The sequence below is a fragment of the Nocardia sp. NPDC059236 genome (genome assembly GCF_042754085.1).
Taxonomy (GTDB): Bacteria; Actinomycetota; Actinomycetes; order Mycobacteriales; family Mycobacteriaceae; genus Nocardia.
This window is the reverse complement of the sequence record NZ_JBHZAF010000029.1, coordinates 59,753-81,770: the sequence shown is the minus strand read 5'-3', so window position 1 is coordinate 81,770 and position 22,018 is coordinate 59,753. Positions and strand designations below refer to the sequence as shown.

General features: G+C 64.6%; 26 protein-coding genes and 1 pseudogene. 12 read left to right on the top strand and 15 right to left on the bottom strand.

What is annotated here, in order from left to right:
- Positions 1–61 precede the first annotated feature (61 nt).
- Positions 62–718 (bottom strand): TetR/AcrR family transcriptional regulator, encoded by a 657-nt coding sequence (locus tag ACFXIV_RS43190; protein WP_379405524.1) that lies wholly within the window; start codon positions 716–718, stop codon positions 62–64.
- Positions 719–854: 136 nt separating this feature from the next.
- Here ACFXIV_RS43190 and ACFXIV_RS43185 point away from each other — a divergent pair, with 136 nt between their 5' ends.
- Positions 855–1,595, top strand: coding sequence for a hypothetical protein (locus tag ACFXIV_RS43185; RefSeq protein ID WP_379405526.1), 741 nt, complete (start codon positions 855–857; stop codon positions 1,593–1,595).
- Positions 1,596–2,074: 479 nt separating this feature from the next.
- On the opposite strand, the gene ACFXIV_RS43180 is transcribed toward ACFXIV_RS43185, so the two are convergent.
- The 5 genes from ACFXIV_RS43180 to ACFXIV_RS43160 form a co-directional block, all read right to left on the bottom strand.
- Positions 2,075–2,392 carry a hypothetical protein gene (locus tag ACFXIV_RS43180; protein ID WP_379405527.1) on the bottom strand — a complete coding sequence of 106 codons (318 nt, stop codon included), beginning with the start codon at positions 2,390–2,392 and terminating at the stop codon, positions 2,075–2,077.
- On the bottom strand, positions 2,389–2,694 hold the full coding sequence (locus tag ACFXIV_RS43175; RefSeq protein ID WP_379405529.1) for a hypothetical protein: 306 nt from the start codon (positions 2,692–2,694) through the stop codon (positions 2,389–2,391). The genes ACFXIV_RS43180 and ACFXIV_RS43175 overlap by 4 nt, the downstream gene beginning before the upstream one ends.
- Before the next feature lie 59 nt (positions 2,695–2,753).
- Positions 2,754–4,187 carry an NF041680 family putative transposase gene (locus ACFXIV_RS43170; protein ID WP_379405531.1) on the bottom strand — a complete coding sequence of 478 codons (1,434 nt, stop codon included), beginning with the start codon at positions 4,185–4,187 and terminating at the stop codon, positions 2,754–2,756.
- 232 nt (positions 4,188–4,419) lie between these two features.
- Positions 4,420–5,664 (bottom strand): IS110 family transposase, encoded by a 1,245-nt coding sequence (locus ACFXIV_RS43165; protein ID WP_379405951.1) that lies wholly within the window; start codon positions 5,662–5,664, stop codon positions 4,420–4,422.
- A 278-nt stretch (positions 5,665–5,942) separates the two neighbouring features.
- Positions 5,943–6,287 (bottom strand): hypothetical protein, encoded by a 345-nt coding sequence (locus ACFXIV_RS43160; protein ID WP_379404671.1) that lies wholly within the window; start codon positions 6,285–6,287, stop codon positions 5,943–5,945.
- A 96-nt stretch (positions 6,288–6,383) separates the two neighbouring features.
- Here ACFXIV_RS43160 and ACFXIV_RS43155 point away from each other — a divergent pair, with 96 nt between their 5' ends.
- Positions 6,384–6,593: a hypothetical protein gene (locus ACFXIV_RS43155; RefSeq protein ID WP_379404673.1), complete on the top strand. Its 210-nt coding sequence runs from the start codon at positions 6,384–6,386 to the stop codon at positions 6,591–6,593.
- Between the two features lie 40 nt (positions 6,594–6,633).
- Here ACFXIV_RS43155 and ACFXIV_RS43150 read toward each other — a convergent pair whose 3' ends face one another.
- Positions 6,634–6,960 carry an antibiotic biosynthesis monooxygenase family protein gene (locus tag ACFXIV_RS43150; protein ID WP_379404674.1) on the bottom strand — a complete coding sequence of 109 codons (327 nt, stop codon included), beginning with the start codon at positions 6,958–6,960 and terminating at the stop codon, positions 6,634–6,636.
- A gap of 113 nt (positions 6,961–7,073) precedes the next feature.
- Here ACFXIV_RS43150 and ACFXIV_RS43145 point away from each other — a divergent pair, with 113 nt between their 5' ends.
- Positions 7,074–7,226, top strand: coding sequence for a hypothetical protein (locus tag ACFXIV_RS43145; protein WP_379404717.1), 153 nt, complete (start codon positions 7,074–7,076; stop codon positions 7,224–7,226).
- 18 nt (positions 7,227–7,244) lie between these two features.
- Here ACFXIV_RS43145 and ACFXIV_RS43140 read toward each other — a convergent pair whose 3' ends face one another.
- Both ACFXIV_RS43140 and ACFXIV_RS43135 read right to left on the bottom strand, forming a co-directional pair.
- A complete protein-coding gene (locus ACFXIV_RS43140) occupies positions 7,245–7,676 on the bottom strand; it encodes a PPOX class F420-dependent oxidoreductase (RefSeq protein WP_379404676.1) in 432 nt (143 codons plus the stop codon).
- A 53-nt stretch (positions 7,677–7,729) separates the two neighbouring features.
- Complete coding sequence (locus ACFXIV_RS43135) at positions 7,730–8,191, bottom strand: nitroreductase/quinone reductase family protein (protein WP_379404678.1); 462 nt, start codon at positions 8,189–8,191, stop codon at positions 7,730–7,732.
- A gap of 299 nt (positions 8,192–8,490) precedes the next feature.
- Here ACFXIV_RS43135 and ACFXIV_RS43130 point away from each other — a divergent pair, with 299 nt between their 5' ends.
- The gene (locus ACFXIV_RS43130; protein ID WP_379404680.1) at positions 8,491–8,715 is read left to right on the top strand and encodes a hypothetical protein; all 225 of its coding nucleotides are present in this window, start codon (positions 8,491–8,493) and stop codon (positions 8,713–8,715) included.
- Positions 8,716–9,117: 402 nt separating this feature from the next.
- On the opposite strand, the gene ACFXIV_RS43125 is transcribed toward ACFXIV_RS43130, so the two are convergent.
- The 3 genes from ACFXIV_RS43125 to ACFXIV_RS43115 form a co-directional block, all read right to left on the bottom strand.
- Positions 9,118–10,482 (bottom strand): SDR family NAD(P)-dependent oxidoreductase, encoded by a 1,365-nt coding sequence (locus tag ACFXIV_RS43125; protein WP_379404713.1) that lies wholly within the window; start codon positions 10,480–10,482, stop codon positions 9,118–9,120.
- 372 nt (positions 10,483–10,854) lie between these two features.
- Positions 10,855–11,295 (bottom strand): Lsr2 family protein, encoded by a 441-nt coding sequence (locus ACFXIV_RS43120; protein ID WP_379404682.1) that lies wholly within the window; start codon positions 11,293–11,295, stop codon positions 10,855–10,857.
- Positions 11,292–11,573 carry a hypothetical protein gene (locus tag ACFXIV_RS43115; protein ID WP_379404683.1) on the bottom strand — a complete coding sequence of 94 codons (282 nt, stop codon included), beginning with the start codon at positions 11,571–11,573 and terminating at the stop codon, positions 11,292–11,294. Before ACFXIV_RS43115 ends, ACFXIV_RS43120 begins: the two co-directional genes overlap by 4 nt.
- A gap of 293 nt (positions 11,574–11,866) precedes the next feature.
- Between ACFXIV_RS43115 and ACFXIV_RS43110 the strand changes: the two genes are divergently transcribed.
- Positions 11,867–12,364 (top strand): Zn-ribbon domain-containing OB-fold protein, encoded by a 498-nt coding sequence (locus tag ACFXIV_RS43110; RefSeq protein ID WP_379404684.1) that lies wholly within the window; start codon positions 11,867–11,869, stop codon positions 12,362–12,364.
- A 98-nt stretch (positions 12,365–12,462) separates the two neighbouring features.
- On the opposite strand, the gene ACFXIV_RS43105 is transcribed toward ACFXIV_RS43110, so the two are convergent.
- Complete coding sequence (locus ACFXIV_RS43105) at positions 12,463–12,909, bottom strand: hypothetical protein (protein ID WP_379404685.1); 447 nt, start codon at positions 12,907–12,909, stop codon at positions 12,463–12,465.
- A 118-nt stretch (positions 12,910–13,027) separates the two neighbouring features.
- On the opposite strand from ACFXIV_RS43105, the gene ACFXIV_RS43100 reads away from it, so the two are divergent.
- The 7 genes and pseudogenes from ACFXIV_RS43100 to ACFXIV_RS43070 all read left to right on the top strand — a co-directional run bounded on the left by ACFXIV_RS43100 (position 13,028) and on the right by ACFXIV_RS43070 (position 18,942).
- Positions 13,028–13,396, top strand: a complete 369-nt coding sequence (locus ACFXIV_RS43100) for a hypothetical protein (protein WP_379404686.1) — start codon at positions 13,028–13,030, stop codon at positions 13,394–13,396.
- Positions 13,397–14,110: 714 nt separating this feature from the next.
- Positions 14,111–15,289, top strand: a complete 1,179-nt coding sequence (locus tag ACFXIV_RS43095; protein ID WP_379404688.1) for a SidA/IucD/PvdA family monooxygenase — start codon at positions 14,111–14,113, stop codon at positions 15,287–15,289.
- Positions 15,286–15,927 carry a LysE family translocator gene (locus tag ACFXIV_RS43090; RefSeq protein ID WP_379421445.1) on the top strand — a complete coding sequence of 214 codons (642 nt, stop codon included), beginning with the start codon at positions 15,286–15,288 and terminating at the stop codon, positions 15,925–15,927. Before ACFXIV_RS43095 ends, ACFXIV_RS43090 begins: the two co-directional genes overlap by 4 nt.
- Before the next feature lie 459 nt (positions 15,928–16,386).
- A complete protein-coding gene (locus tag ACFXIV_RS43085; protein WP_379404691.1) occupies positions 16,387–16,743 on the top strand; it encodes a hypothetical protein in 357 nt (118 codons plus the stop codon).
- Positions 16,744–16,746: 3 nt separating this feature from the next.
- Positions 16,747–17,148 carry a hypothetical protein gene (locus tag ACFXIV_RS43080; RefSeq protein ID WP_379404693.1) on the top strand — a complete coding sequence of 134 codons (402 nt, stop codon included), beginning with the start codon at positions 16,747–16,749 and terminating at the stop codon, positions 17,146–17,148.
- Positions 17,149–17,330: 182 nt separating this feature from the next.
- Positions 17,331–18,333 (top strand): annotated as a pseudogene (locus ACFXIV_RS43075) (FAD-dependent monooxygenase); the annotation flags it as partial.
- A gap of 141 nt (positions 18,334–18,474) precedes the next feature.
- The gene (locus tag ACFXIV_RS43070; protein WP_379404715.1) at positions 18,475–18,942 is read left to right on the top strand and encodes a hypothetical protein; all 468 of its coding nucleotides are present in this window, start codon (positions 18,475–18,477) and stop codon (positions 18,940–18,942) included.
- Between the two features lie 280 nt (positions 18,943–19,222).
- On the opposite strand, the gene ACFXIV_RS43065 is transcribed toward ACFXIV_RS43070, so the two are convergent.
- Positions 19,223–19,546 (bottom strand): hypothetical protein, encoded by a 324-nt coding sequence (locus tag ACFXIV_RS43065; protein ID WP_379404695.1) that lies wholly within the window; start codon positions 19,544–19,546, stop codon positions 19,223–19,225.
- Between the two features lie 1,294 nt (positions 19,547–20,840).
- Positions 20,841–21,656: a class I SAM-dependent methyltransferase gene (locus ACFXIV_RS43060; RefSeq protein WP_379404697.1), complete on the bottom strand. Its 816-nt coding sequence runs from the start codon at positions 21,654–21,656 to the stop codon at positions 20,841–20,843.
- Between the last annotated feature and the right edge of the window lie 362 nt (positions 21,657–22,018).

The following is a 22,018-nucleotide window of genomic DNA, read 5'->3' as shown; positions in this document are numbered from 1 at the left end:
GAACAGCCCGGATTGCCAGCAGGCGGCGGGCTTGTTCGACTGCATGGATGGATTGGGTGGATCAGTCGTAGTGGACGGGCTGGTGCTCTCCGACAATCGCGCGGACTTCGTAGCGGGTCAGTTCGGCGAGAATGCGATCTCGGTTCGGTCGGGTCGTGGTGTCGGGAAACAACCAGTCGTCGAGTAGCGCGCTGGCGATGATCATGGCCATGGTCGCGGGTGCGGCGACTTCCACGTCGATGTCGTCCCAGCCGCGAGCTTTTCGCTCGGCCAGTGCCTGGGTGACCACATTGTTGATCGTGTCGATGAACGAGGCTTTGACGTTGCCCAGGCTGTCATCGTCGTGCGCATCCGCCGCGATGAGGGTGAGCATAATTCCGCGATGGGTTCGAGTGAAGTCGTAGAGCTGCTGGGTGAATCCGGCAATCAGTTCACGGGTGGGCAGCGTCGATGTGGACGCTCCTTGCCAGTCTCGAACCAGCTCGGCGAGGAACTCCTCGAAGGGGTGTAGCACGGAGTGCTCGAAAAGCTCCGCCTTGCTCGGAAAGTACCGGTACAGCATGGCCTGGGTGGTGTTGGCCTGGGTAGCGATCTGCCGTAGCGACGCCCCGTGGTAGCCGACCTCGATGAACGTTTTACGGGCGGCCTCGATGAGTTCTTGCCGGGCCTGGCCGATGGGACGTCGGGCTCGGCCCCGTGAATCTGCCTCGGCGGTCATGGCCATCAGCCTACCGAACCTTGCGTAGATAGCAGTCGACTTCTATCATTTCGAGGATCTGATCGACTGGTACCGGCAAGGGAGCACAACATTGTCTCAACTCGGGTCGCGGGTCTTGTCTCGGAAAGCGCAGCTGATGTGCGCGTGGACGGGCCCGATCTTCGTGATTGTCTTCATGATCGGATTCCTGCCGATTGCGCACATGTTGCCGGCGCCGAGCCCATCGTGGACCGGCCAGCGTGTCGTGGACTGGTACCGCGACAACCTCACAGGCATCCGGGTCGGCATGGTCATCGACGTCCTGGCGATCGCGCTGCTCGCGCCCTACGGTGCTGTCATCGCTGTGCGCACCCGCAAAACTGAAACCGGCCTGCCGATCTACACCTACATCCAGCTTGCCTGCCTCGGCTGTGGGGTTATGGACGCGATGATGACTCCTCTGGTGTTCTCCTGGGCGGCCTTCCGCCCCGGCGAGATGGATCCCGACATCACCCGCTCCATCAACGACTTCGGCTGGTTCGCCTTCTTGTTCACCTTCCCGCCGTTTACCGTGTGGTGTATCTCCATCGCCTGCGCGATCTTCACCAACCGCAGCGAACATCGGCTGCTGCCGCGCTGGATCGGCTACGTGAACATCTGGGCCGGCCTGCTGTACTTTCCTGCGGCCATGCTGCTGTTCTTCAAACGCGGAGTCCTCGCGTACAACGGCCTGCTCGCCCTGTACGTCCCACTCGCGGCATTTCTACTGTGGATGGTGCTCACGACCATCGAACTCGTCAAGACCATCAAGGCCGACACTGGACGCACGTCGCTCGAACAGGGAGTAGATGCGGTGACTGAAATCGTCACCGCTGGGCGTGGACGAGATCTTGTGTGATTGATCTGGTGGACTGACAGGGCGGTAGGGCGAAATGCTTTGCCGCCCAAAACCATGACTATGGGACAAGATACCGACGACCAGCGCGACGCCGGATGTAGATGCGCTGGCCGAGCACGGCCGGATCGAGCCGATGTCGATTCGATCTCGGATCGCGTTGCCCGACTATCCAACTCGAATCGTCGTCGATCTCGGTAACCGTCAGCGGGGTCAGACCACCGGTGGTGCGCCGCGGACCTCTCGATACTGGCCATACTTAACTAGAGTGAGCGGTAATGCCGCTGACCGCGCTGACCGAACCGGCCAGCGCGAGACGCCAGCGGCGAGACCGGCCGCGGCGCAGGAACATCCGCTACGGCCGCTACCCGCGCGATCCCAAGCAGCCGGCACGGGCGTGTGGAAGATCAACGGGCCGTGGGCTGCTCGGTCGTCGGCAGTGCACACGCTGCCGATTGGAGCTCAACTGGCTGAGTACCCGGTCAAGCGGGTGGGAGGGCGAGATCGCGACCGTCGAGCACCTCGATCCCCGTCACCCGATGGGATGGACCTGTCGGATCGATACGCAGAAACATGACGGGTTCGCCGTCGGATTCCAATATCACTACCGCGCCGTTCGGCGAGCCCAACGGCGCAGTCAGCAGGACCGGACAGGTGAGCGTGCAGGTGCACCGACCATGAAACCTCAAGTTGCGGACCGTTTGAGCGAGATGTTCGTCCTCGGGTTCCAGCAGATCGACGATCTCGGTAACAAGATCTGGGAATACCTCCGCCAGGTGCGGGAACTGAACCGCCGTCACGCCCCGAACCCTACCGCCGACACCGCCCGAACGGAGGTCGCCTGAACCCTGCCGAACCACAGGTATTGACAATTTCTCTGCAACGGGGCCAGGTCGACGAACCGAGAGCTGTTGAGGACCTCCAGGATTCGGCGTCGCTCCAGCGGGCTCAGCTTGTTGGCCGGATCGATCGCCGCCCGCGCCCCGACTACTGCGGAGGCGTTGCCCCGGCGGATCGCGGTGGAGCGCACCAGTCCGGTCAGCGCGGCCGCGTGCCGAGTGCAGACACCGGCGCCGGTCAACGACGCATACGCGGTCCTCAACGCTTCTTGCGCGGCTCGTCGGTGTCCGCTCTCTCGGACAGAGATTCCAAGCTTGAGATTTAACCCTCCTTCTTGTCGCCCCACGCCTTCGATGCGTCCGTTTTGCGAAGTTCTGATCCGAGTCGATAACGGGGCGCTGGGGTGTTGCCCCTTCCTGGTGGCCGCCCGGGGCCGGGACGGGTGGTTTTCGGCAGACGGGCCGGGGTGCCGATCCGGTCACGGAGATGACGAAATGCGCGTCGAACACGGTTGGGGGTCAAGGGTTTTCCACGACGCGGTCGTCGTTCCCAGGGGCGCCGCAGGTCGCGAGCCATGGTGCGGGCGAGCCGGAGTTGGGCGTAGGCGGCGATGAGCAGCCAGGTCCAGCGCACTGCCTGCTGGGGGTGTCTGACTCGGGCCGCGGTCCAGCCGAGCTGTGATTTCAGCAGCCTGAAGGTGTGCTCCATGTCGAAGCGGCGCAGGTAGGCCCGCCAGCACACGTCCAGATCGGGCGCTTGGGGGCCGGAATGCCACAACCACAGGGTGCGATGCGGGCTGCGGCCGTCGGGCAGCCGCTCGACCCGGACCTCGACCACGCTGCCCTCGATGACCGGCAGCCGGGAGAACAGTTCGGCATCAAGACCGGCGAAATATCCTGTGCGCTGGACCTTCTGGTGCATCCGATGCCAGGCGCGAACCTCTACGCGCCCGTAGTTGATGGTGTCGGGCACGATCAGAAGCTGATCGGGCCGGCGCAGATTCACCGGCGCGGCCAGTTCGAAGCGGTGGCCGTGGACACCGTTGCGGCCGGGGCCCGGTTTACGAGGTCCGGGCCGACCGTCGTAGAACACCCTGTCACCGGAAATACGCACCAGCAGTTGAACTTCCGTATCTGCGAGAGCGTGGGTGAGCGCGGCAGCGGCGTAACCCTGATCGAGGACGAACAACGGTGCATGCTCGTCGCCTGCCCGCGGCCGATCCTTGACTCGATCGGCGACCGCGCGGATCTGCTCCGCCGTGATGGTGACCGGGCACGAGCCTGCCGGGACGCGTCGCGCGTCGACCGGTAGCGTCCACGACGAGCTTCCCCACTCCAAGCCCATCACCCACTGAAACTCCCAGCCCGGCACCACCTTTCGATCCCCATCGCAGCGGCATGGCGCATAGTGCAGGCCCCGGTCCGGTGAGCATTCGGCGTTCGGACGCGGATAGGTCGTGGCATCGACACCGAAGATCAACGGCCCTCCGGCCGGAAGCTGATCGACCAGCAGGTCCCGCAACCGATCTTCGTCAACCCCGCCCTCGGACAGCGCGTCATACAGGGCTCCGTGTCCGCGCCGGAACACCGGGGCGAGCGACAACTCCACCAGCGACGTCACCGTGCCATCGGTGCAGATCACCGCGTCGGCCAGCTCGAACAGCGTGTCCGCGCGCGCATCCAGACACTCGTAGAACCGGTCACGGAATCGGGACAACTCGGCCAACGTCTCGACGTCGGCGTCCTTGTGCAGCACACTCACTCCTGCGGCCTTTGCGGATCGGTGTCGACTTCAGCGAGAAGACACGATCCCCGAAGGCCGCTCCACTGTCCGGCAAACGACGAAACCACCGCCGCACCGATCTTGGATTGGATAAATCTCAAGCCAAGAGAGCGTGTGCTTTCCTACGAAATCCAAGGTGACCACGGGCTGGTGAGTGCACGCGGATGCGACCGTCACCGGGTGACGGGGAATCTCTCGCCGACGGTTATGTGTTGTCGCTCAACGGTTTCAGTGTGACCTCGTATCCGAGGGTTTCCAGTTGTCGGACAGCGCGGGACTTGGCGGACCCGGGTTTTCGGGTGGTGAAGTAGTCCGGGCCCGGATCTCGGTAGAAGTCGCCGTGGATGAGCATGGCGTGGGCGGCGGTGACCATCGCGTGCTCGACCGCGACGATCGCTTTCATCGGACCGCGTCGGGCGGTGATCCGACGATACTTGGCAGCGAAATAGGTTTTCTTCGAACGCGATACCGAGATCGCGGCAATGCCCAGAGCGCCCTTCAGATGCCGGTTTCCCGGACGCGTCTTGGTGGACTTGATCCGGCCCGCGGACTCGTTCGCCCCGGGACACACCCCCGCCCACGACGCCAGATGCCCGCCGGTGGGGAACACGCTCATATCGCCGCCGGTCTCGGCGAGGAACACCTCGGCGACCGTGGTCGAGAAGCCCGGGATGCTGGCCAGCAGCTCCCTCGCCTGGGTCATGGTCGGTGAGAGCGCAGAGGTGATCGCGGCATCCAAGTCCGCGATCTCGGCGGTGCACGCGTCGGCCAGACGCAGATGCATCCCGATCAGAAACCCGTGATGGGCGGTGAACCGGCCGGCCAACGACGCGGTCAACGCCTCGGTCTTGGACCGCATGTTGGGCACCACGAGAGCGGCGATCACGGCCGGATCCCGCTCGCCGGAGATCAACGCGCCCAGCATCGCCCGCCCCGAAACCCCCATGATGTCGGTGACGACCGAGGTCAGTTTGATCCCCGCGTCCTCGAGGATCTTCTCGATGCGCTGCACCTGCCGGGCGCGGTCGCGCCGCAGGCTGGTGCGGGCACGGGTCAGATCCCGTAACCGGCGGATCGGTGGCGGCGGCACCAGCGACGCCCGCAACAGCCCGTGTGCCCCGAGATCGGCCAGCCACGCCGCATCGCTGACATCGGTCTTGCGACCGGGCCGGTTGCGTGCTTCACCCGGGTTGACCAGCATCACGTTCAACCCGTCCTCGAGCAGGTAGTAGAACGGCTTCCAATAGTCGCCGGTCGACTCCATCACTACGCAGGTCACCTCCTGCGCGATCAGATACTCACGCAGCGCCAGAATCTGGGCGCTTGTCGCACCCCAGGTCGTCACCGTCGAGGCCGTCGCCCGCCGGCCGGCGCCCTGCACCCGCACGCAAACCTTCGCGTCCTTCTTCGAGATGTCGATCCCCGCGCACCTGCCATGCACGACCTCCACCGCGACCCACCTCTCCCTCTCGCACGAAACCTGTTGTCGGCGTGCGTATCACGGGGAGGCGAAAACAAACAGGAATTTCCTACACGTGCTCGGGGCAACAATCCACGGATCCCGCGAAGGACGAGAACCGCCCTGCCTCCACCACCATCTTTCCCATCGGGCTCACCGGCACCGCAAAGCGTTCGGGGTCATCCGTGACACGCACCCCACCATCGTCCACCCCGCACCCACCCCGCAACGCAAGAACCGCACAGGATTTCCGCCTCCACGCAGTGGCGCTACGCGGCTCTGAGATTCTTTCCCATAATGTCCAGCGCGGTTTCGGTGGTCGCCAGCCGCTTGTTCGCACGCGCCAACTCGGCTGTGAGCCGGGCGATTTCGGCTTGCTCGGCGGTCAATTTGCCGATCTTCTCACCCGGCTTGCGGCCCGCGAGCACCCCAGCGTCGCGCTGCTTGCGCCACTCGCTGATCAACGACGAATACAGGCCCTGCGACCGCAGATACGCCCCGCCCTCACCGCGCTCAACTGCTTCCTCGTAGGCAGCCAGATGCGTGAGCTTGTCCGAAGCGCTGAACGCGCGTCGCCGCTTCGGCTCGTCACCGCGCGGCCCCACAGAACCCATGCGCCCATTGTGGTCGCTGACCCTCGAGGCCCTCGTACTGGTCATGAAATATCGATCCGTATCTCGCCCCGCGTCAGGCCGATTTGCTCTGAACCAATGGACTCAACTCAGCCTGACACGCAGGGGACCGACGAACTGATCGCGCAGTCCTCGCTGGGAAGCGATGGCGCACTGGCCGTCCGATACAAGGTTGCGCCGGGGCGCGCGAACAGGATCGTCTGCGAGCTGACCCCCGAACAGGCCGACGGAGAGCAGGCGTACGACGGGACGGAACTCGACGAAATGCCTCTCGCCGGCCAGGCGTGACTATCAGCCCTGAATCAGGGTCATGTCCTGCCCTGGCCAGCTAATGGTGGTGGACGGATTCGACGGTGTACAGATGCGGATCATACGAGGCGATCGCAGCGGCAGCGCTGGTGTGCCTCTGGGCGGCGGGATCGGCCAGCATCGCTTGTAATGCCCCGGCGCTTTCCCACTGGGCGTAGTTGACCACCCGCGTGCCGTCGGTGCTGGCGTGAATGTTCGCCGAGATAAAGCCGGGTACATGCTGGATGACCTGCTCCGTCGCTTCAATCAGCAAGTCGACAAGTTCACGCTGATGCTCGGGGACTACGGTGAACACGTTGATCAGCGTGACATGTGGGGGGTGCGGGCTGATCGTCGTTGGTGACATGGATTTCTCCTTCGACGGGCGGCGTGTTTTCCGCAGGTTAGCGGTCGCGTTCGTCACTCTACGGCGAACTCAGGAGCCGGTTTTCGTACTCACAGCCCGGCCGGTTGGTCGGTGTGCCGGAGGTCTGGTTTCGTGCCCACATCTCGCCCGCGCACAGCGAGAACATCAACTTCTTCGGCGCGATCGAGGTCGATATCGACGCCGAGCTCGCTCAGCTCGGACCGACCGGTTACCGGCCGCGGCGGGTGCGCGACACCCTGTTCTGACCCACATTCGGATCGGGGTCAGCCGACGTCGCGGGTGTGGATTTTCAGGCGTTGAACGTCACCGGTGGGGTCGTTCACGGCGAAGCTGATGAGCCGGTGCGGGTGGATGCGGATGATCGCGCCGTCGAAGCCGCCGCTGGGGTCGCCGTAGGCGGAGTCGGTCGGAGTGGTGAGGGCTTCGGCGTGGCCGCGGATTTCGAGCATCCGGGGCCGCCAGGGGGTGACCGAGGCCAGGTCGTCGACGACGAAGGCGACGCGCCCATTGTCGGCGACATTGCGGAATTTTCGGCTGGCGGCCATGTCGTGTCCGGCGATGTCGATGGTGCCGGTGCGGGGGTTGTAGCGGAATCCGACAGGGCTGACCTGCAAGGTGCCGTCGGGTTGGGAGGTGGCGAGCCGTCCGAGGGGCTGGCTGACCAGGTAGTGCAGCTCGGCGTCGGTGAAAACCATGGCGGGATCACTCCTCGAGGATGTGGATCGGCGGGTGTGCCGGTCCTGGCGTGTCAGTGCCGGGTTGTGAGGCGGATGACGGGCAGTTGCCGGTCGGTTTTGCGCTGGTATTCGGCGAATCGTGGTGCGGCGGTGGTGATCTGCTGCCAGGCGCGGTCACGGTCCGCGCCGTGGAGCTGTTCGGCGGTGACGTCGTGGGTGCGCCCGGCCAGTTCGATGCGGATCTTGTCGGGGTGGGCGGCGATGTTGTAGTACCAGGCAGGGTTCTTCGGTGCGCCGGCGGCGGAGGCGACGATGAGCCAGCTGCCGTCCTCGCCAGGGAACCAGCCCACGGGGGTGCGGCGTTCGGTGCCGGTTTTGCGGCCGACGGTGGTCAGCACGAGAGCGTTCATGCCGCCGAAGAAGGTGCCGCCCTTGCGGATTCGTTTGTCGGCGAAGCGGTTCAGCCATCGCATCAGGGGTCCGGCCGTGGGCTGGCGGGCGCCGGTGGTGCCGTTGGGGGTGTCGAAAGTCATCGCGGTCTCTCAATGGTGGGGTTCGTAGCACCGTCCATGGCCACCCGCTTACGCCGATTCCATTTCATAGCGAACGACTCTAACCAGCCATGGCGTGCACGAAGCGCTGCGACACAATCGTGCGAACTCAACCGTGCGATCCTCGGCCCGTTCGTTGAGACCAGGCGTCGAGCCCGGTGGTTCGGTTCGTTTCGGTTCCCCGCGAATCCGGACGTCCCAGCTAACTTTCCGCGTACGCTTGTGCGCTGGATCGATGACGAACGAAGGCGTCGCTGAACCAACCGGCAGAGGAGACGGGTATGGACCAGCTGCAGTTCATCGCCACCCGGCGGGAGTTCGACGAGATCGATACGGACAAGGACGGTTTCATCACCTTCGATGAAGCCATCCAGTGGGGTATGGCCCAGGACCGGGAAGTGCGGGAGGTCCTTGGGCGCCAGATTCAGCAAGACCGCATCTGGGCGGATGGGCAGGTTTCCTTCGTGGAGTTCCTGCGCTACAAGGAGCTGACCAACGACTCCTAGCCCGCGTGGGAAGCGTTGACAGCTACCGGGACGGTCCGATTGCTCCTCAGGGTGGGTGGATCAGTAGAGTCTGCGCGCCGATCCACCCGGCCGCCGAGCACGATGCACCGTTCGAGTTGGCGAAGCGGGGCGCCGGTTTCCGGAGTCGTGCACTAGTGACCCCGGCCGGATGATCCGACGTGAGAATGCGGCGAGATATCCCCAACTGGATCCCCCGCCACGCTCCACGACCAGCTCACCCGCACCGCACGGTACTGAGATCCTGTACCGGAGCAGCCCGAATACCGCGCGGAGGCACGAATCGCGAGTGCCCAGGCACGCAAGGTCGCAGATCTCTCGCTATCGCAGAGACGCCACCACTGCGGCCTGGATGTCACCGGTCCTGATCGATACGGTGCGCGCCTACCAGGGCACCACGCCGTCGCGGCCGATGAACGAGCCAGAAGTGGCGTCGACCTTCAGCATCGCGGCCTCGACCACGGGCTCGGCGCCTTGCGCGGCGGTGAGCGGCGCCTGCGCGCGGTTGATGGGTGAGAAGTCGGTCTGCACGAATCCCGGATCGACGGAGAACACCCTGATGTTCGTGCCCGCGAGAACCTTCGACAACGTGATGGTCAGGCTGTTGAGTGCCGCCTTGGAGGCTTGATAGGCGGGCACCACCATATCGGCCGGATCGGCTTGCGCCTGGAGGGTCAGCGATCCCACGAACGACGACACATTGACGATCCGGCCCGAGTCACTGCGCCGAAGCAACGGCAGCAATGCCTCCACCGTATGGAACACCCCGATCACATTGGTCTCAAGCGTCCGCCTCACCGACTCCGGATGCGCATACTGGCTGCGACTGGGCGCATCCCATTCGGCAGCGATGCCCGCATTGTTCACCAGCACATCCAACCGCCCATGGTCGCGCGCAATGATGTCGGCGAGGCGCTGCACCGATTCGAACGAGGCGACATCGAGCTCCTGCCCCTGCGCGTCGACACCCTGCTCACCCAGCCGCCGCGCCGCGGCGGCCGCCGCCTGCTCCGACCGGCCCGTCACGACGACCGTGTACCCCGACAATCCCAATGCCAGCGCCGTCTCGAACCCGATGCCACGAGTCGAGCCCGTCACCACCGCAATGTCCGCCACACCTATTCCTCTCCGGATGTCTTGTCTCGAAAGACCTTCCCTCCGAGGATGGCGGCAAGGACCTCGTAGCACCGGCGGGAAACCGACCTGACGTTCCGCTCTCCGCATCGTGCCGTGGGTGTAGATGGCTCGGACGAATCCGGTGCCCGGGAGGGGGATTCGCCCGGCGATCCGCAGGACGTGGGCGGCGCCGGGGATGCCGAACGGGACGGATGATCCGTGCGAGGCGGCGACGGTGGTGTTCGCCGATGATGGTGGGGTGCCGAGGTGGAGGCCGTCGGTGCCCAAGGGTTCGGCGAGTTCGGTGCTGTACAGCTCGCTCATGCCCTTACCGGTGACCGCGCGGGCGATTCCGGCGGCCAGCCAGCCGAAGGAGATCGCGTGGTATGCGGGTATTCCGCGCCATCGGTCCGGTGCGGCGGCGGCGATCCGCTCTTCCATCAGATGGTGGTCGACCAGTTCGTCGAGGTTCTTGGCCAGCGGGGTGACGTGGGAGAGTCCGGCGCGGTGGCTGAGGACTTCGGCGACGGTGATCTCCTTCTTGCCGTTGGCGCCGAAGGCGGGCCAGTACTCGGCGACCGGTGCGTGGTAGTCGATCAGTCCACGTTTATGCGGGTCGACCCCGATCGCCACCGTCAACCACGTCTCCTTATTCCTCGTCGGAGCTAGGAAGCCGCGGGCGACATTCAGGCTTTCGGCCTGTGTATCCCACACCTCTGTTGAGTCAGGCCCGCGGCCAGTGTCGGGCCGGGGCGCAAACCCCCCGGTGAGCCAGCCCAAACGGGCGGAAGGAACCTCACGAGCCAGCCCCGCTCGACACCTCCGGCAGACCACGGCCGGTGATCATCCAGCCCGCCAACCGGTGACATTCATATAAGCCGGAACCTCAAAGAACTGAGCATCGGCTTTCTCCGCGGAGGCAGGACATTGCGGTCTGCTTCTTTGGGCGAGTGCCGATTCGGGGACCTGCCGGCGGAACACGAACAAGCAGGCAGGTCCCGATCGTTACTTGCCGGCCTTGTTGTATGCATCCAGGATCTCGGCCGACACCCGACCGCGGTTGGAGACCTCGAAGCCGTTCTTCCGCGCCCAGTTGCGAATGGCCTGGGTCTGCTCGCGATCAACGGTGGGTCGAGGCTTGCTCGTCGTCGTCGCTTTCGGCGCTCGCCCCATCTTGCGGGCATGCGGGGTCCACTCCTCGAACATCCCACGCATGTTGGCCGCGTTCAGCTTGGACAGGTCGATCTCGTAGGCAACACCATCGACAGCAAAGAACACTGTCTCCTCGGCGGCGGACTTACCGTCATAATCGTCCACCAGCTCGACGACGACTTTGCGTGCCATGAAAGCAGCCTTTCCAGTTGCACCGATGTAGTGATACAGAATAGTAGTTGAAGCGATCACGGTGGTCGGACGCCCGACCGCTGATCGGCGCTCGCTGGTCATCCCGGTACGCGCCGGAACTGCCCCCAGTTCAGCTGCTCGGTCAATCCGGGCAGCCGATCCGCCAGTGCCACAACATAATCCGCGACGATTCGGACGCGACGATTCGGATCAGCACCGGTCGCTTCACCGTCAGCCCGCCGTCCAGCCACGCCAGAATCAGCTCCGCCGCCGGTGGTCAACCGGGCCAGGGCGGTCAGCGCCGCGTCGTCGCCCTCCGGAGTATCGAGTAGCGCGCGGGTCTGCTCGATGAGCAGCGCCGCGCCCTGCACCTCGTCCAAGCGGTGCCTCGGCCAGGTCTGTGAAGGACTCGTAGAAGAAGCGCGGCCCCATCTTCGCCTGCTCGCACACCCCGCGCACCGTGAGTGCGGCCAGCCCCTGCGTGCCGACGATGTCGAGGACTGCGTCCAGCAGCCCCGTACCGCGATTGGCGGACTGACCTGTTGTTACGCGTGCGCCGGCGAAGGCCCGCTCGGAAAAACAGGTATGCCCCCGGCCATTCGACCGTCGTGGGAGTACCGCGGACAGACGATGCTGACACGAAATCCACCAGCACCATTGCGCGGAGGCTTTCATGTTCCCATCGAATGCCCAGCCCCCAGACGGTGTCAGCGACGACAGCGCCCGGTGTGTCGAAGGCACGTTGACGATCCGGCGTTGCGCGGCCTGCGATAAGGTCTTCGGACCCCTGACCAGCGTGTGTTCGGTCTGCGCGTCCGAGGATCTCGAGTGGGTGCCCTCGTCGGGTGCTGGTTCGATCGTGTCGTGGCGGGCGGTGCGTCGCATGAGTTTTCCGCACGGCGAGGTGACGCCGTTGACGATCGCCATCGTCGAACTCGACGAGGGCCCATGGGTCTACACCTGCATCGACGGTGAAGTCCCGCTGATCTCCACCGGGCCGGTGCGTGTGCACTTCCGGCCGAGTCCCCGCCAGAACAGGTTTCCGGTCTTCACAGTCGACGCCGATCCACGGCAGCCACCGTTGTGGCGTGTGACCCGCGACACCGTTGCGACTGGGAACGACCGGCCGGAGGCGGCTGCGACCTCGGTGACAAGCCGGGTGCTTCGATGACTGCTCTATTACCTCTTGCCTACGGATACGTGCGCGACGATCTGCTGCGTGACCGCGACCCGAAGTCCAGCGACGACATACTGCGGGCCGCCGCCAGATCACTCGGGTATGCGCTGGGCACCGTATTCCACGAGCCGGCACCACAGAACGCGACACTGCCGCCGGCGTTCGTCGATCTCGTCCAGGAATGCCGGCGAGCCGAGGCACACACCGTGCTGACGCTCCCCGGACACCTGTCCGGCATGGCCGTGTGCCGCATGGTCCTGCTCGCGATCCTCGAGGCACGAGCCGAAGCCGCAGTACAAGAAGTCCGACCCTGACCGGTCAGTATCGACGCCGATGGTGGCGAAGAGCCCCGTCACGATGATGCGTGCCCGGTTGCTCCGGTGGCCCCACCATCGCCGCAACAGCGCACCGACCGGACGGCAGTGCGAACCAGAAAACGCTACAACGATATTCACGCATTGCTTGCCGAGGGCGAAAGCCTGCGCGGTATCGGCAGGAGGCTCGGGCTCGCCCGAGGAACGGTGCGCCGCTTCGTTCATGCCGCCATCGTCGAGGAGCTCCTGGTCAACAAACGGCACCGGACGCCGACCCAGCCTGCTCGATGAATTCGAGCCCTACCTGCACCAACGGTTCGGTGAGGGCTGCACCACCGCGGCCGTGTTGTTCGGAGAGATCACCGCCCGCGGTTACCGCGGCAGCGACAAGATCCTGCGCGCCTATCTGCACCCGTTCCGCACCACTGCGCCCGTCCGCGAGCCACCTCGCCGCCCTCCCTCGCCTCGGCGAGTGGTCGCTTGGATCATGAGCAACCCCACCACGATCGACTCCACCGATCAGCAGCGGCTCGATGCGATTCTGGCCCCGAGCCCGGCGTTGGCCACGCTCGTCGGCCATGTCCGCGCCTTTGCGACGATTTTGTGTGAACTGCGCGAACGAGATCTCGAGCGCTGGATGGCAGCGGTCGAGGCCGACGACCAACCGGCCGCATTCGTGTCACAGTTGCCATTTCGGTTTCCCCTTCGATAACCACCAAAGGTGGCCCCGGGCCATCCCTCGATGGATATCCTCAGATGAACCGCACTGCACCCAAGGATTGCACGGAATTCGAACGGTCCACGGTCCAGTTCATCCGGGCGGACCGAACGAAACGCAATGCCAAACACCTGGTCATTTGACCTATTTTCTTGCGGTTCAACATGCTTTTACTTCGGCCGCGTCGAGTTCACTTCCGGACTTGCGCCACCCCTACTGGTCAACATGCATCAAGACCTGGCAGCCAGGCCGCGATCCGCCAGTAAACTACTCGTGAACACCGGAAAACTATTGCGGGAAAACAACTTCCGATACGGCATCCACGAAAATTGAGTAGCGAACTATGCACTGCCCTCGGATACTGTGGCAATCATGTTCAGCCGCGCCGGACTCGGAATGCTGGCGTTCGGAGGTCGTTTATTCGTTACTGAAAGTCGGGATCGGGTGTGCCAGACGTCCTGATGTGCGTACCGAATCGGTGGCCTCTTATGAAGTGCGGCTGGGTGATGTGATCGAGGATCCGGCCGGGGCGAGCCTGTCGCGGCGCGTCGATAAATCGAATTGTGAAGTTGGTGTCTGGTGAAACAGGAGAACTGGAGCGGTGCTATGCCGGTTGACAGGCTGGTCGTCATAGGTGCTGGCCCGAAAGGGGTTGCCGTCGCAGCGAAGGCTTATGCGCTGCGGCAGGTGGGCATGCATGCCCCGGACGTGACGATCGTTGAGGCGGGTGCCGTTGCCAACAATTGGCGACGGGACGGGGGATGGACCGACGGGTGCCAGTCGCTCGGCACCAGCCCGTTCAAGGATCTCGGATTTCCATACGGCACCGATGAGTATCCGGCCGATCATCCCGTCACCGCCGAAATGTTCAAGGTCAGCTGGGGATCATATCTGGCGAAGACCGGTCAATACTCGAAGTGGACCGATCGCGGATCCCCCGCGCCGATCCACGAGGAATGGGCCGACTATCTCCAATGGGCGGTCGCCCAGATCCACGCGGACATCGTGTACAGTGCGGCGACTTCGATCGATCGGCATCGCGACAGCGGAGAATTCGAAGTCCTTCTGGACAATTCGGGAGTCGTCCGCGGTGACGCGATCATGTTCACGGGTTTCGGGCGCAGCCGGGCTCCGCTGTCGCCTGCCTGCTTGCTCGTGCACGATTTCTGGGCGACGAAGTCGAAGGACGAACGGTTCTTCGGAAAGCGAGTCATCATCGTCGGTTCGGGCGAGACCGCGGCCTCGATCACGAAGTGCCTGGTGGAGAAGTCTCGACCCGCCGATATAGTCGTGATCTCGCCGACCGAGACGATCTACTCCCGTGGCGAGTCCTACCTCGAGAACCAGCTCTACAGCGAGCCGATCCGATGGGCCGAGTTCAGCGTCGATCAACGGCGGGAGTTCATCCGGCGGACCGATCGCGCCGTGTTCTCGCAGGATGTACAGAACATGATTTCATCGCACGGGATTCATCGACACGTCCAGGGCCGGGTGCAAGCAGTCGAGTCCACGCGGTCCGGCGTTGTCGCCGAGGTTCACGATGCCACGAATGCCGGGGTCAGCTACCTCGAGGCGGACTACGTGATCGACGCGCGCGGTGGTGACCCGCTGTGGTTCGGCCCGCTTCTGACCGATTCCCTGGTTGCCGATCTGGCGGCCAGTGTCGGCGGGGCTTTCATCGAGTCCGCCGTCGAAGCCTCCATCGGGTACGACCTGGCGATCACCGGATTCTCGTCGAAGGTTTTCGTACCCAATCTGTCCGCGCTGCGGCAAGGGCCCGGCTTCCCCAATCTCAGCTCGCTGGGGCGCCTGGCGGATCGTGTCATGGTTGGTGTCGGCGCCGCACCGGGCCGTCGCGCGGCTCTCGTCCGAGTCGGTGCCCTGTGATCGATCCGGTCCCGCTCGTATCCTTCGCGGTCACCTCGTTGATCATCATCCTGGTTCCGGGATCGGATGTCTTTCTGCTGCTGCGTGTTTCGGTATCCGAAGGGGTCGTGGCAGGTCTGCGAGCCCTCGCCGGCATTCATCTGGGAAACGTGATTCAGGCAGCGATGATGATTTCCGGGATCGGCTTGATCATCTCCAGGATTCCTGGGGCGCTCACAGCGCTCAAACTGGTCGGCGCCGCCTACCTGCTGTATCTCGCGGTGTCGAGCCTTCGCGCGGTACTCCGCCCGTCGAATGGCCCAGGGGAGACGAGTGACAAACAAGAAGCGGGCGCCCAGCGGCTGTCATCCCCATTCCTGCAGGGGCTGCTGGCCAACGTGACGAACCCGAAGGTGCTGATCTTCTTCGTCGCGTTCTTCCCGCAGTTCCTCGGGAATGCCGGGAGTGTTTCCATCCAACTGTTGGTGCTGTCGGTCATTTTCATCTCGCTCGCGGTGATCTGGGAGGGAATCATCGTGGTCGGCGCCGGACGGCTCGGCCGAATGATGAACTCTGTCCGTTTCACCAAGGTGATGGACGCGGCATGTACGACCGCGTTCACCGGACTGGCAGTCGCACTGCTGGTCGGGGTCGCCTGAGCAGCACTCGATGGTCATGCGGCCGGGGGCGAGGAGTCGGGCCGCTGGCGGCTGCAGCGTGGTCGACCAGATCTTGCCGATATCTGGCTTGTGCGTGATCGTCGAGATGTGAGTAAGAGGCGTACCACCACGGTGAGCTGCGCTCGGAAATGTTGCGATTGACAGCCGAACAGATCGCAACGGAGGGCGTAGACGCTGTGTCACTGAGAGCGCTGGAGGTTGGGCCAGCAAGCTCTCCGCGCGCAATCCTCTTCGTGACCGTCCACTACCGGGCGCTCGGCACCCTGCTCAATGCCTACGACGTTGGGGTGCCCGCCGAAAGCTCGGCCGTGCGGAAATAGCTCACGATCCCGCCCGGACCGAAGAGGAGATTCACGTGTTCGACAGCTCATCCGACCCAGTCGACTTCGGCACCTTCGGCCGCCACATGGAACGCCGGCCAACAAAATGTCGCCGGAAATGCGCGACGCGTACGAATACACGTGGCAACTGCGCGGCATGATTCTCGCCCCGCACAAGATCTGGCTGGCCAACCCCAAACTGGCCAGGGCAATCGTGCCAACCGGGGCGTATTTCCAAAAGGATTCGTCGCCGTCGAAGGCGGAGATCGAGATCGAGATCGTGTCTGAGCTCGCATCAACCCTGGCACAGCCGCGCGTGGTTCCCGCCGGCATGTACCACCGGGCCGCGGCCGCGATCGGCGTGGCGGACATCGTCGATGTCACCGTGCTGATGGGCTGGTTCACCAGTTTTTCGCTCACCCTGGCCGCCTTCGACGTCCCGTCGAACGCGACCGGCCTGACGGAGGAGGAATAAGTCATGAAGCAGCTCCCCATGCCCTTGCCGTTGCCCGAATCGATCCCGATCCCGAGAGCCGACCCACCGGCCGAGATGGACCTCGTCGCGGTGCCGACCGGGGTAAATTACCGAACTGTCTTCGTGACACTGCCGAATCAGGTGCGTTATGCCCTGGTGGGAGATCTGGTGTGGCAGCGCGAGGGACTCACCCGCCGCGTGGAGCGTCCATTGCCGATCAGGCGGCTGGGCGACTTCGATGCCGAGGGCAACCGGCAGAACATCCTCCGCATGGTTTCGATCATGCAGCGCATCCCCGACCTGATTGTCGTGCCGGCCCACGATCAACGGGCCTTCGCGGAGATGAGCCAACTGCCGAACGTCACTACCAAGGGCCTGACCCTTTCGATCCGTGCAGACCGCTGAGAACCACAACTGTGTGCTAGACGTCGGCGGCGAGGTCTGTGGTCATCGGAACCGACCGGCACTACTGGCCACCGGCTACCGAACTTCGTTGTTTTTGCGCGACCGCGCAGTCCGGCACCCCTGGGCAGGGGCGGATGTACCGTAGGTGAAGGGTTCAATTTGCTTGCGAGAGCCGCATTTTCATGACAGATGAGGCGAACACTTCAGTTCTGATCGTCGGTGCCGGTGGGGCCGGTCTGTCGCTGTCGCTGCTGCTCGAGCAGCACGGCGTGTCCTCGATACTGGTCGAGCGGCGGGTTGATGCGTCCTGGTTCCCCCGGGCGCGCAATCTCAATTTCCGTACGCTGGAGATCTTTCGGGGCCTCAGGCTGGAGAAAGAGGTTCTGGCGGCAGGCACGCACGTGTCCCGCATATTCCGCAAGGACAGCTTGGCCGCGTCCGGGCATCAGGACTTCCCGTCCGTCGAGGACGCCCTGCGGATCACCGACCATCCCGAGGTCCTCAGTCCCGAGCCTATGCTCTGGTACTGCCCGCAAAGCGTGACCGAGCCGCTGCTGGGTGCGGCGCGAACGCGGGTGCGATATCCGCTACGGGCTCGAACTCGGGTCGTTCACGCAGGATTCGGCGGGCGTCACCGCCATGGTGAGCAATCGCGCCACCGGAGCGCAAACGGTGCTGAGAGCCGACTACCTGGTGGCCGCCGACGGCGCACGCAGCCACGTGCGCGAGCAACTTGGCGTGCCCGTGGTGGGGGAGGGTGTGCTCGAGGAGTACTACATCTTCGTCTACTTCCGTGCCCCCTGGGCCGACCTGGTTCGCGGCTACGAATCCGACGCCGTGCTCATCGACCGACCGGGCGTTCGAGGGTTCTTCCTGATCACAGACCCCGATCGCGGCATGTTTCTGATCCAACAGGATTTCGAGCAGGAGTACACGCCCGAACACTGCCGAGAATTGATCCTCGACGGCATTGGCGTGCCGGACTTTCCGGTCGAGGTGGTCGAGATCGCGCACTGGCGTCCGGCCCAGCAAGTGGCCGAGCGGTTCCGCGTCGGGCGGGTATTCCTGGCCGGGGATGCGGCACACACCATGCCGCCGAAACTGGGCATGGGTGTGAACACCGCCATCGCGGGCATGCACAACCTGGCCTGGAAGCTGGCCGCGGTCCTGCACGGGCAGGCGGGCGATGCGCTCCTGGATACCTACGAGGTAGAGCGTCGTCCGATCGCCGATCTGATCTCCCGACAGTCGCTGGTCGGCCCGGCCGCCACCCTGATCACCAGGGGCGAGGACGACGCCCTGCTCCCCGCCGAGGACCGCGTGTCGATGTTCTCGTTGACCATCGGCAACCGCTATCGCTCCCGCGCCGTCCTGTCCGAACACCCCGCGCCGGACGGCCTCGAACTCCTGAACGGACCCGAGGACCTCATCGGCACCCCGGGCACCCGCATCCCGCACGGCGGCTTGGCGCGCAACGGCGAGTCCATCTCGCCCCTGGACCTCTTCGACGGCCGATTCGTGCTGCTGACCGGCCCGCAGGGCAGGCCGTGGACCACCGCCGCACCCGAAGCGGCGGCCGCCACGGGCGTGCGCGTGGCCGCCTACCGCCTCGGCCCTGACGCGGACCTGCGCGATCCGGACGGAAAGTGGTGGGCGGCAACGGGTCTGTCCGCTGACGGAGTCCTGCTTGCGCGCCCCGACGGCATTGTCGCCTGGCGTACCGACGCCCTTCCTGCCGACCCCACCTCGGCCCTGACAGCGACCCTCACCGCTATCCTGGCCCGCAACACCTGATAGGGGTCGCGGACTCGCCGAAAATCCAACAAATTCGGTATATGCGCTGATCAACGCTTTGAACCGGGATCTCATGCGTGCCGTCATCTACTATCCGCTGAGCACCGGTCGCAACTTCGATGAGCTGCGCTTGATGCAGTGCCTGCAGACGGCCGACGCCTTCGGCGTGGCCACCCCGGCGGACTGGTGTGGGCGGATCCGGATCGGCCGCCGACATTGTCGGAGATCCAGTCGAGGATCCGGTTCACACAGCCGGGGACAGAGCCCCGGCCACGCTTGGCTACGGTGCCGCGGCCGGATCAGTCTGGGCCGCCGGGAGTTCGATCTGGGAAGGCGCGATCTGGAATTGGGGATAGGCAGGGGAGACTTCCTGCTCAGGCTGATCGGGGGCTGCTGGCGTGAACAGGTCCGAGCAGTCGTTGGGCACGCTGGGGCCCCAGGAGCACAGAATCAGGTCGGCCGTCGCAGTACCCACATCGACCTCCGTGGCACCGAGCACGCCGCAGAGGATGGCCGCGGCCAGCAGACGCGTAGTCGGTGCACCCGATGCGGTCCGTGGGATCCGGCGTACGGGCTGGGTGTTGTCGGGGCGGAGGGATGTCATCGAACTCCTTGGGCGCGTGGGGTGATCGCGTTCGGGGATGTCGGGCGGGAGTGAGTCTGGGGCAGGTCAGCGGCTTCGCGGTGACCAGTTGTCACGCCACTCGGGAGACGGATCGGCGGGGAGTCCCGGGGCAGATCGGGTATCACGGCCATGATTGCAGCCGGCGACGGCCAGCCCGGGCTGGCCCTGCGGTGTCGGCGGTGTCGCAGCGGAGGGGAGCCGCCGAATTGGAAGCGGATCTTTGGTCGAGTCGAGTGGGTGCTGCCCGATCGGGGTTTCGTAGGGGTCGAGATCCAACGGGTCGGCACCATGGCAGATTGTCGGCCGCTGCCGTGGTGGCCGCGCCGAGTGGGGCAACGCCCAGATGTCGAACAGCATGCCGATCGTGACGAATCGCTTCATGGCTGATCCTCAGGTGCCGCGGTCGCCTTGTCGAGATGGCCAACACCCGCGGAGATGGATGGGACGCGAAATGCGTTGGTCAGCAGTCGTTCTGAGACGTTCGGCACCACCGGGAGGCGCTTTTGAGGTTCACTCAATGGGTGGAGTCGTAGAACCGACACGGCCGAGCTGGGCGACAGCCGAGACCTGATGCCCTGACCTACGGTACCGTAACCGGCGAGGCGGCAGGTAGCTCATTCGAGGGTTTCACCGAACGGGCTCACCATCATGGCTGCCGGAGTGGGAATGATCGGATGTCACCAGCCCTGCAGGCGGAGCTTGATGCACGTCGCCCAGCGCGCGTGGCTGTTCACGGCGGTCGCGCCCTACTCCATGGACGAATTCCACAACCGATTGATCGGCTGGTTCGGTGCCGCCGTCGTCGGTAAACCTCGAGCGCCCAGCAGCGATGCTCGAACGCGCAGACATCCCGGGCAGCTGGCGAATCTGCGAAACGCCCGCCCACCGGTAAGCCCGCTGAGGCAGTCCCATGCGTTGTCCGCAGCTGCGAGCCCGACTGCTCCTCCGGCCAGACCCCAGCGAGCTGCTGGGAACCCACTACCCCCAACAGAATACGAGTCGGGGGAGTGACTGGCCGGAATTCCGCGCTAACACAGTGATGCCCCAGCGTAGTACCTCGGTCATCGTGAAAGTGATTGCGGCTTTTGTTATTTCTGGCCGGATCCGTCGCTGCTGTTGGTACTGGTTGCTCCCGCGGATCGGGCTCGGCTGGTCAACCCTGTTGTGGCCGTACGGCTGCCCGGGTTGAGGGCACGCAGCGCCACCGGTCGGCGAGATCCCGGGCCGCGATCAGGGCCCGGACGCCGGCAACACCGAAGAAGGCGACCGCTCTTCAGAACCGGAACCGCACGATGCGGGTGGATCGTTTCATGCCCGGCAGCAGGTTCAACAGGCGGAACAAGCGGCGTACGTTCGCGGGCGCCTTGGCCATCAGCACCGGTGAGTCGTTCATCGGCGCCTCGTCGACGAATTCGAGCCGTGGGTGCCAATCGGCCAGCGCGGCCGGATCGTTGAAGCCGCTGTGGAACTGGGTGTCGTATTTGCGCAGCGTGGGGAGCCATTTCGAGGTGCGCCACGCCCAGGCTGCCACCGTGTCGAACTGTATTTGGCCGGTGGGGAAGGCATCGACGACGGTGGTCAGTAGTCGCCGGATGTCGGTCTCTGTCAGGTAGGGCACGAGTCCCTCGGCGATCATCAGCACCGGCCGGCCGCGGGGGATACGTTCCAGCCAGGTCATGTCGGTGACGCTGGAGCCGATCAGGGTGTAGTGCTCGCGCGGCGGCAGGAATTGTTGCCGCAATTCGATTACGGCGGGGTAGTCCAGGTCGTACCAGTCGACGGTGGCGGGCGGGTCACACCGGTATACGCGGGCGTCGAGGCCGCAGCCCAGGTGCAGCACCACCGCATCGGGGTGATCGGCAAGGTAGCTTCGGGCCCAGTCGTCATGCGCCTTGGAGCGCACCACGGCGGCGAGACCCATCTGGCTCGTGCCGAATCTGCGGTTGTCGTAGTCGGGCTCGAGGCGGCGCATCGCCTGCTCGGCGTATTTGTCGCCGAGGATCGGGTCCCGCAGCCGGTTGTCGAGTGCTTTGGCCCTGAGGACGGGGTTGACGGTCTTCTGCACTCCGACCAGTTCGCTGTCTTGCACACTAGCGACGCTACTCACATTTCTGGCTGACGAAGCCACCATCATCGCCGTCACCCACCGCACCGACACCATCGCCACAGTCGACAACGTGGTCGATCTGATGCCCGCCGCAGTCCGCGCCTGGCTTGACTCACGCGCGTCGAGCCGGCTATTTCAGCGAACCTTCGAAACATCCGCCTTGACCGGGAACTCCGACTCCGAGCTGTTGCAGTAGGCGGATTGGCAGGCCGCCTATCGGCGGCGGAAGAGGGGAAGAGGGCCCAGTAGACAAGGCCGAGTCGTTGCTGAGCCCTGCCGGGATTCAGCCGTAGGGGCGGCGATGTCCAGGTAGTACCGGATCGATGTTCCGGCGGAATGCGCTC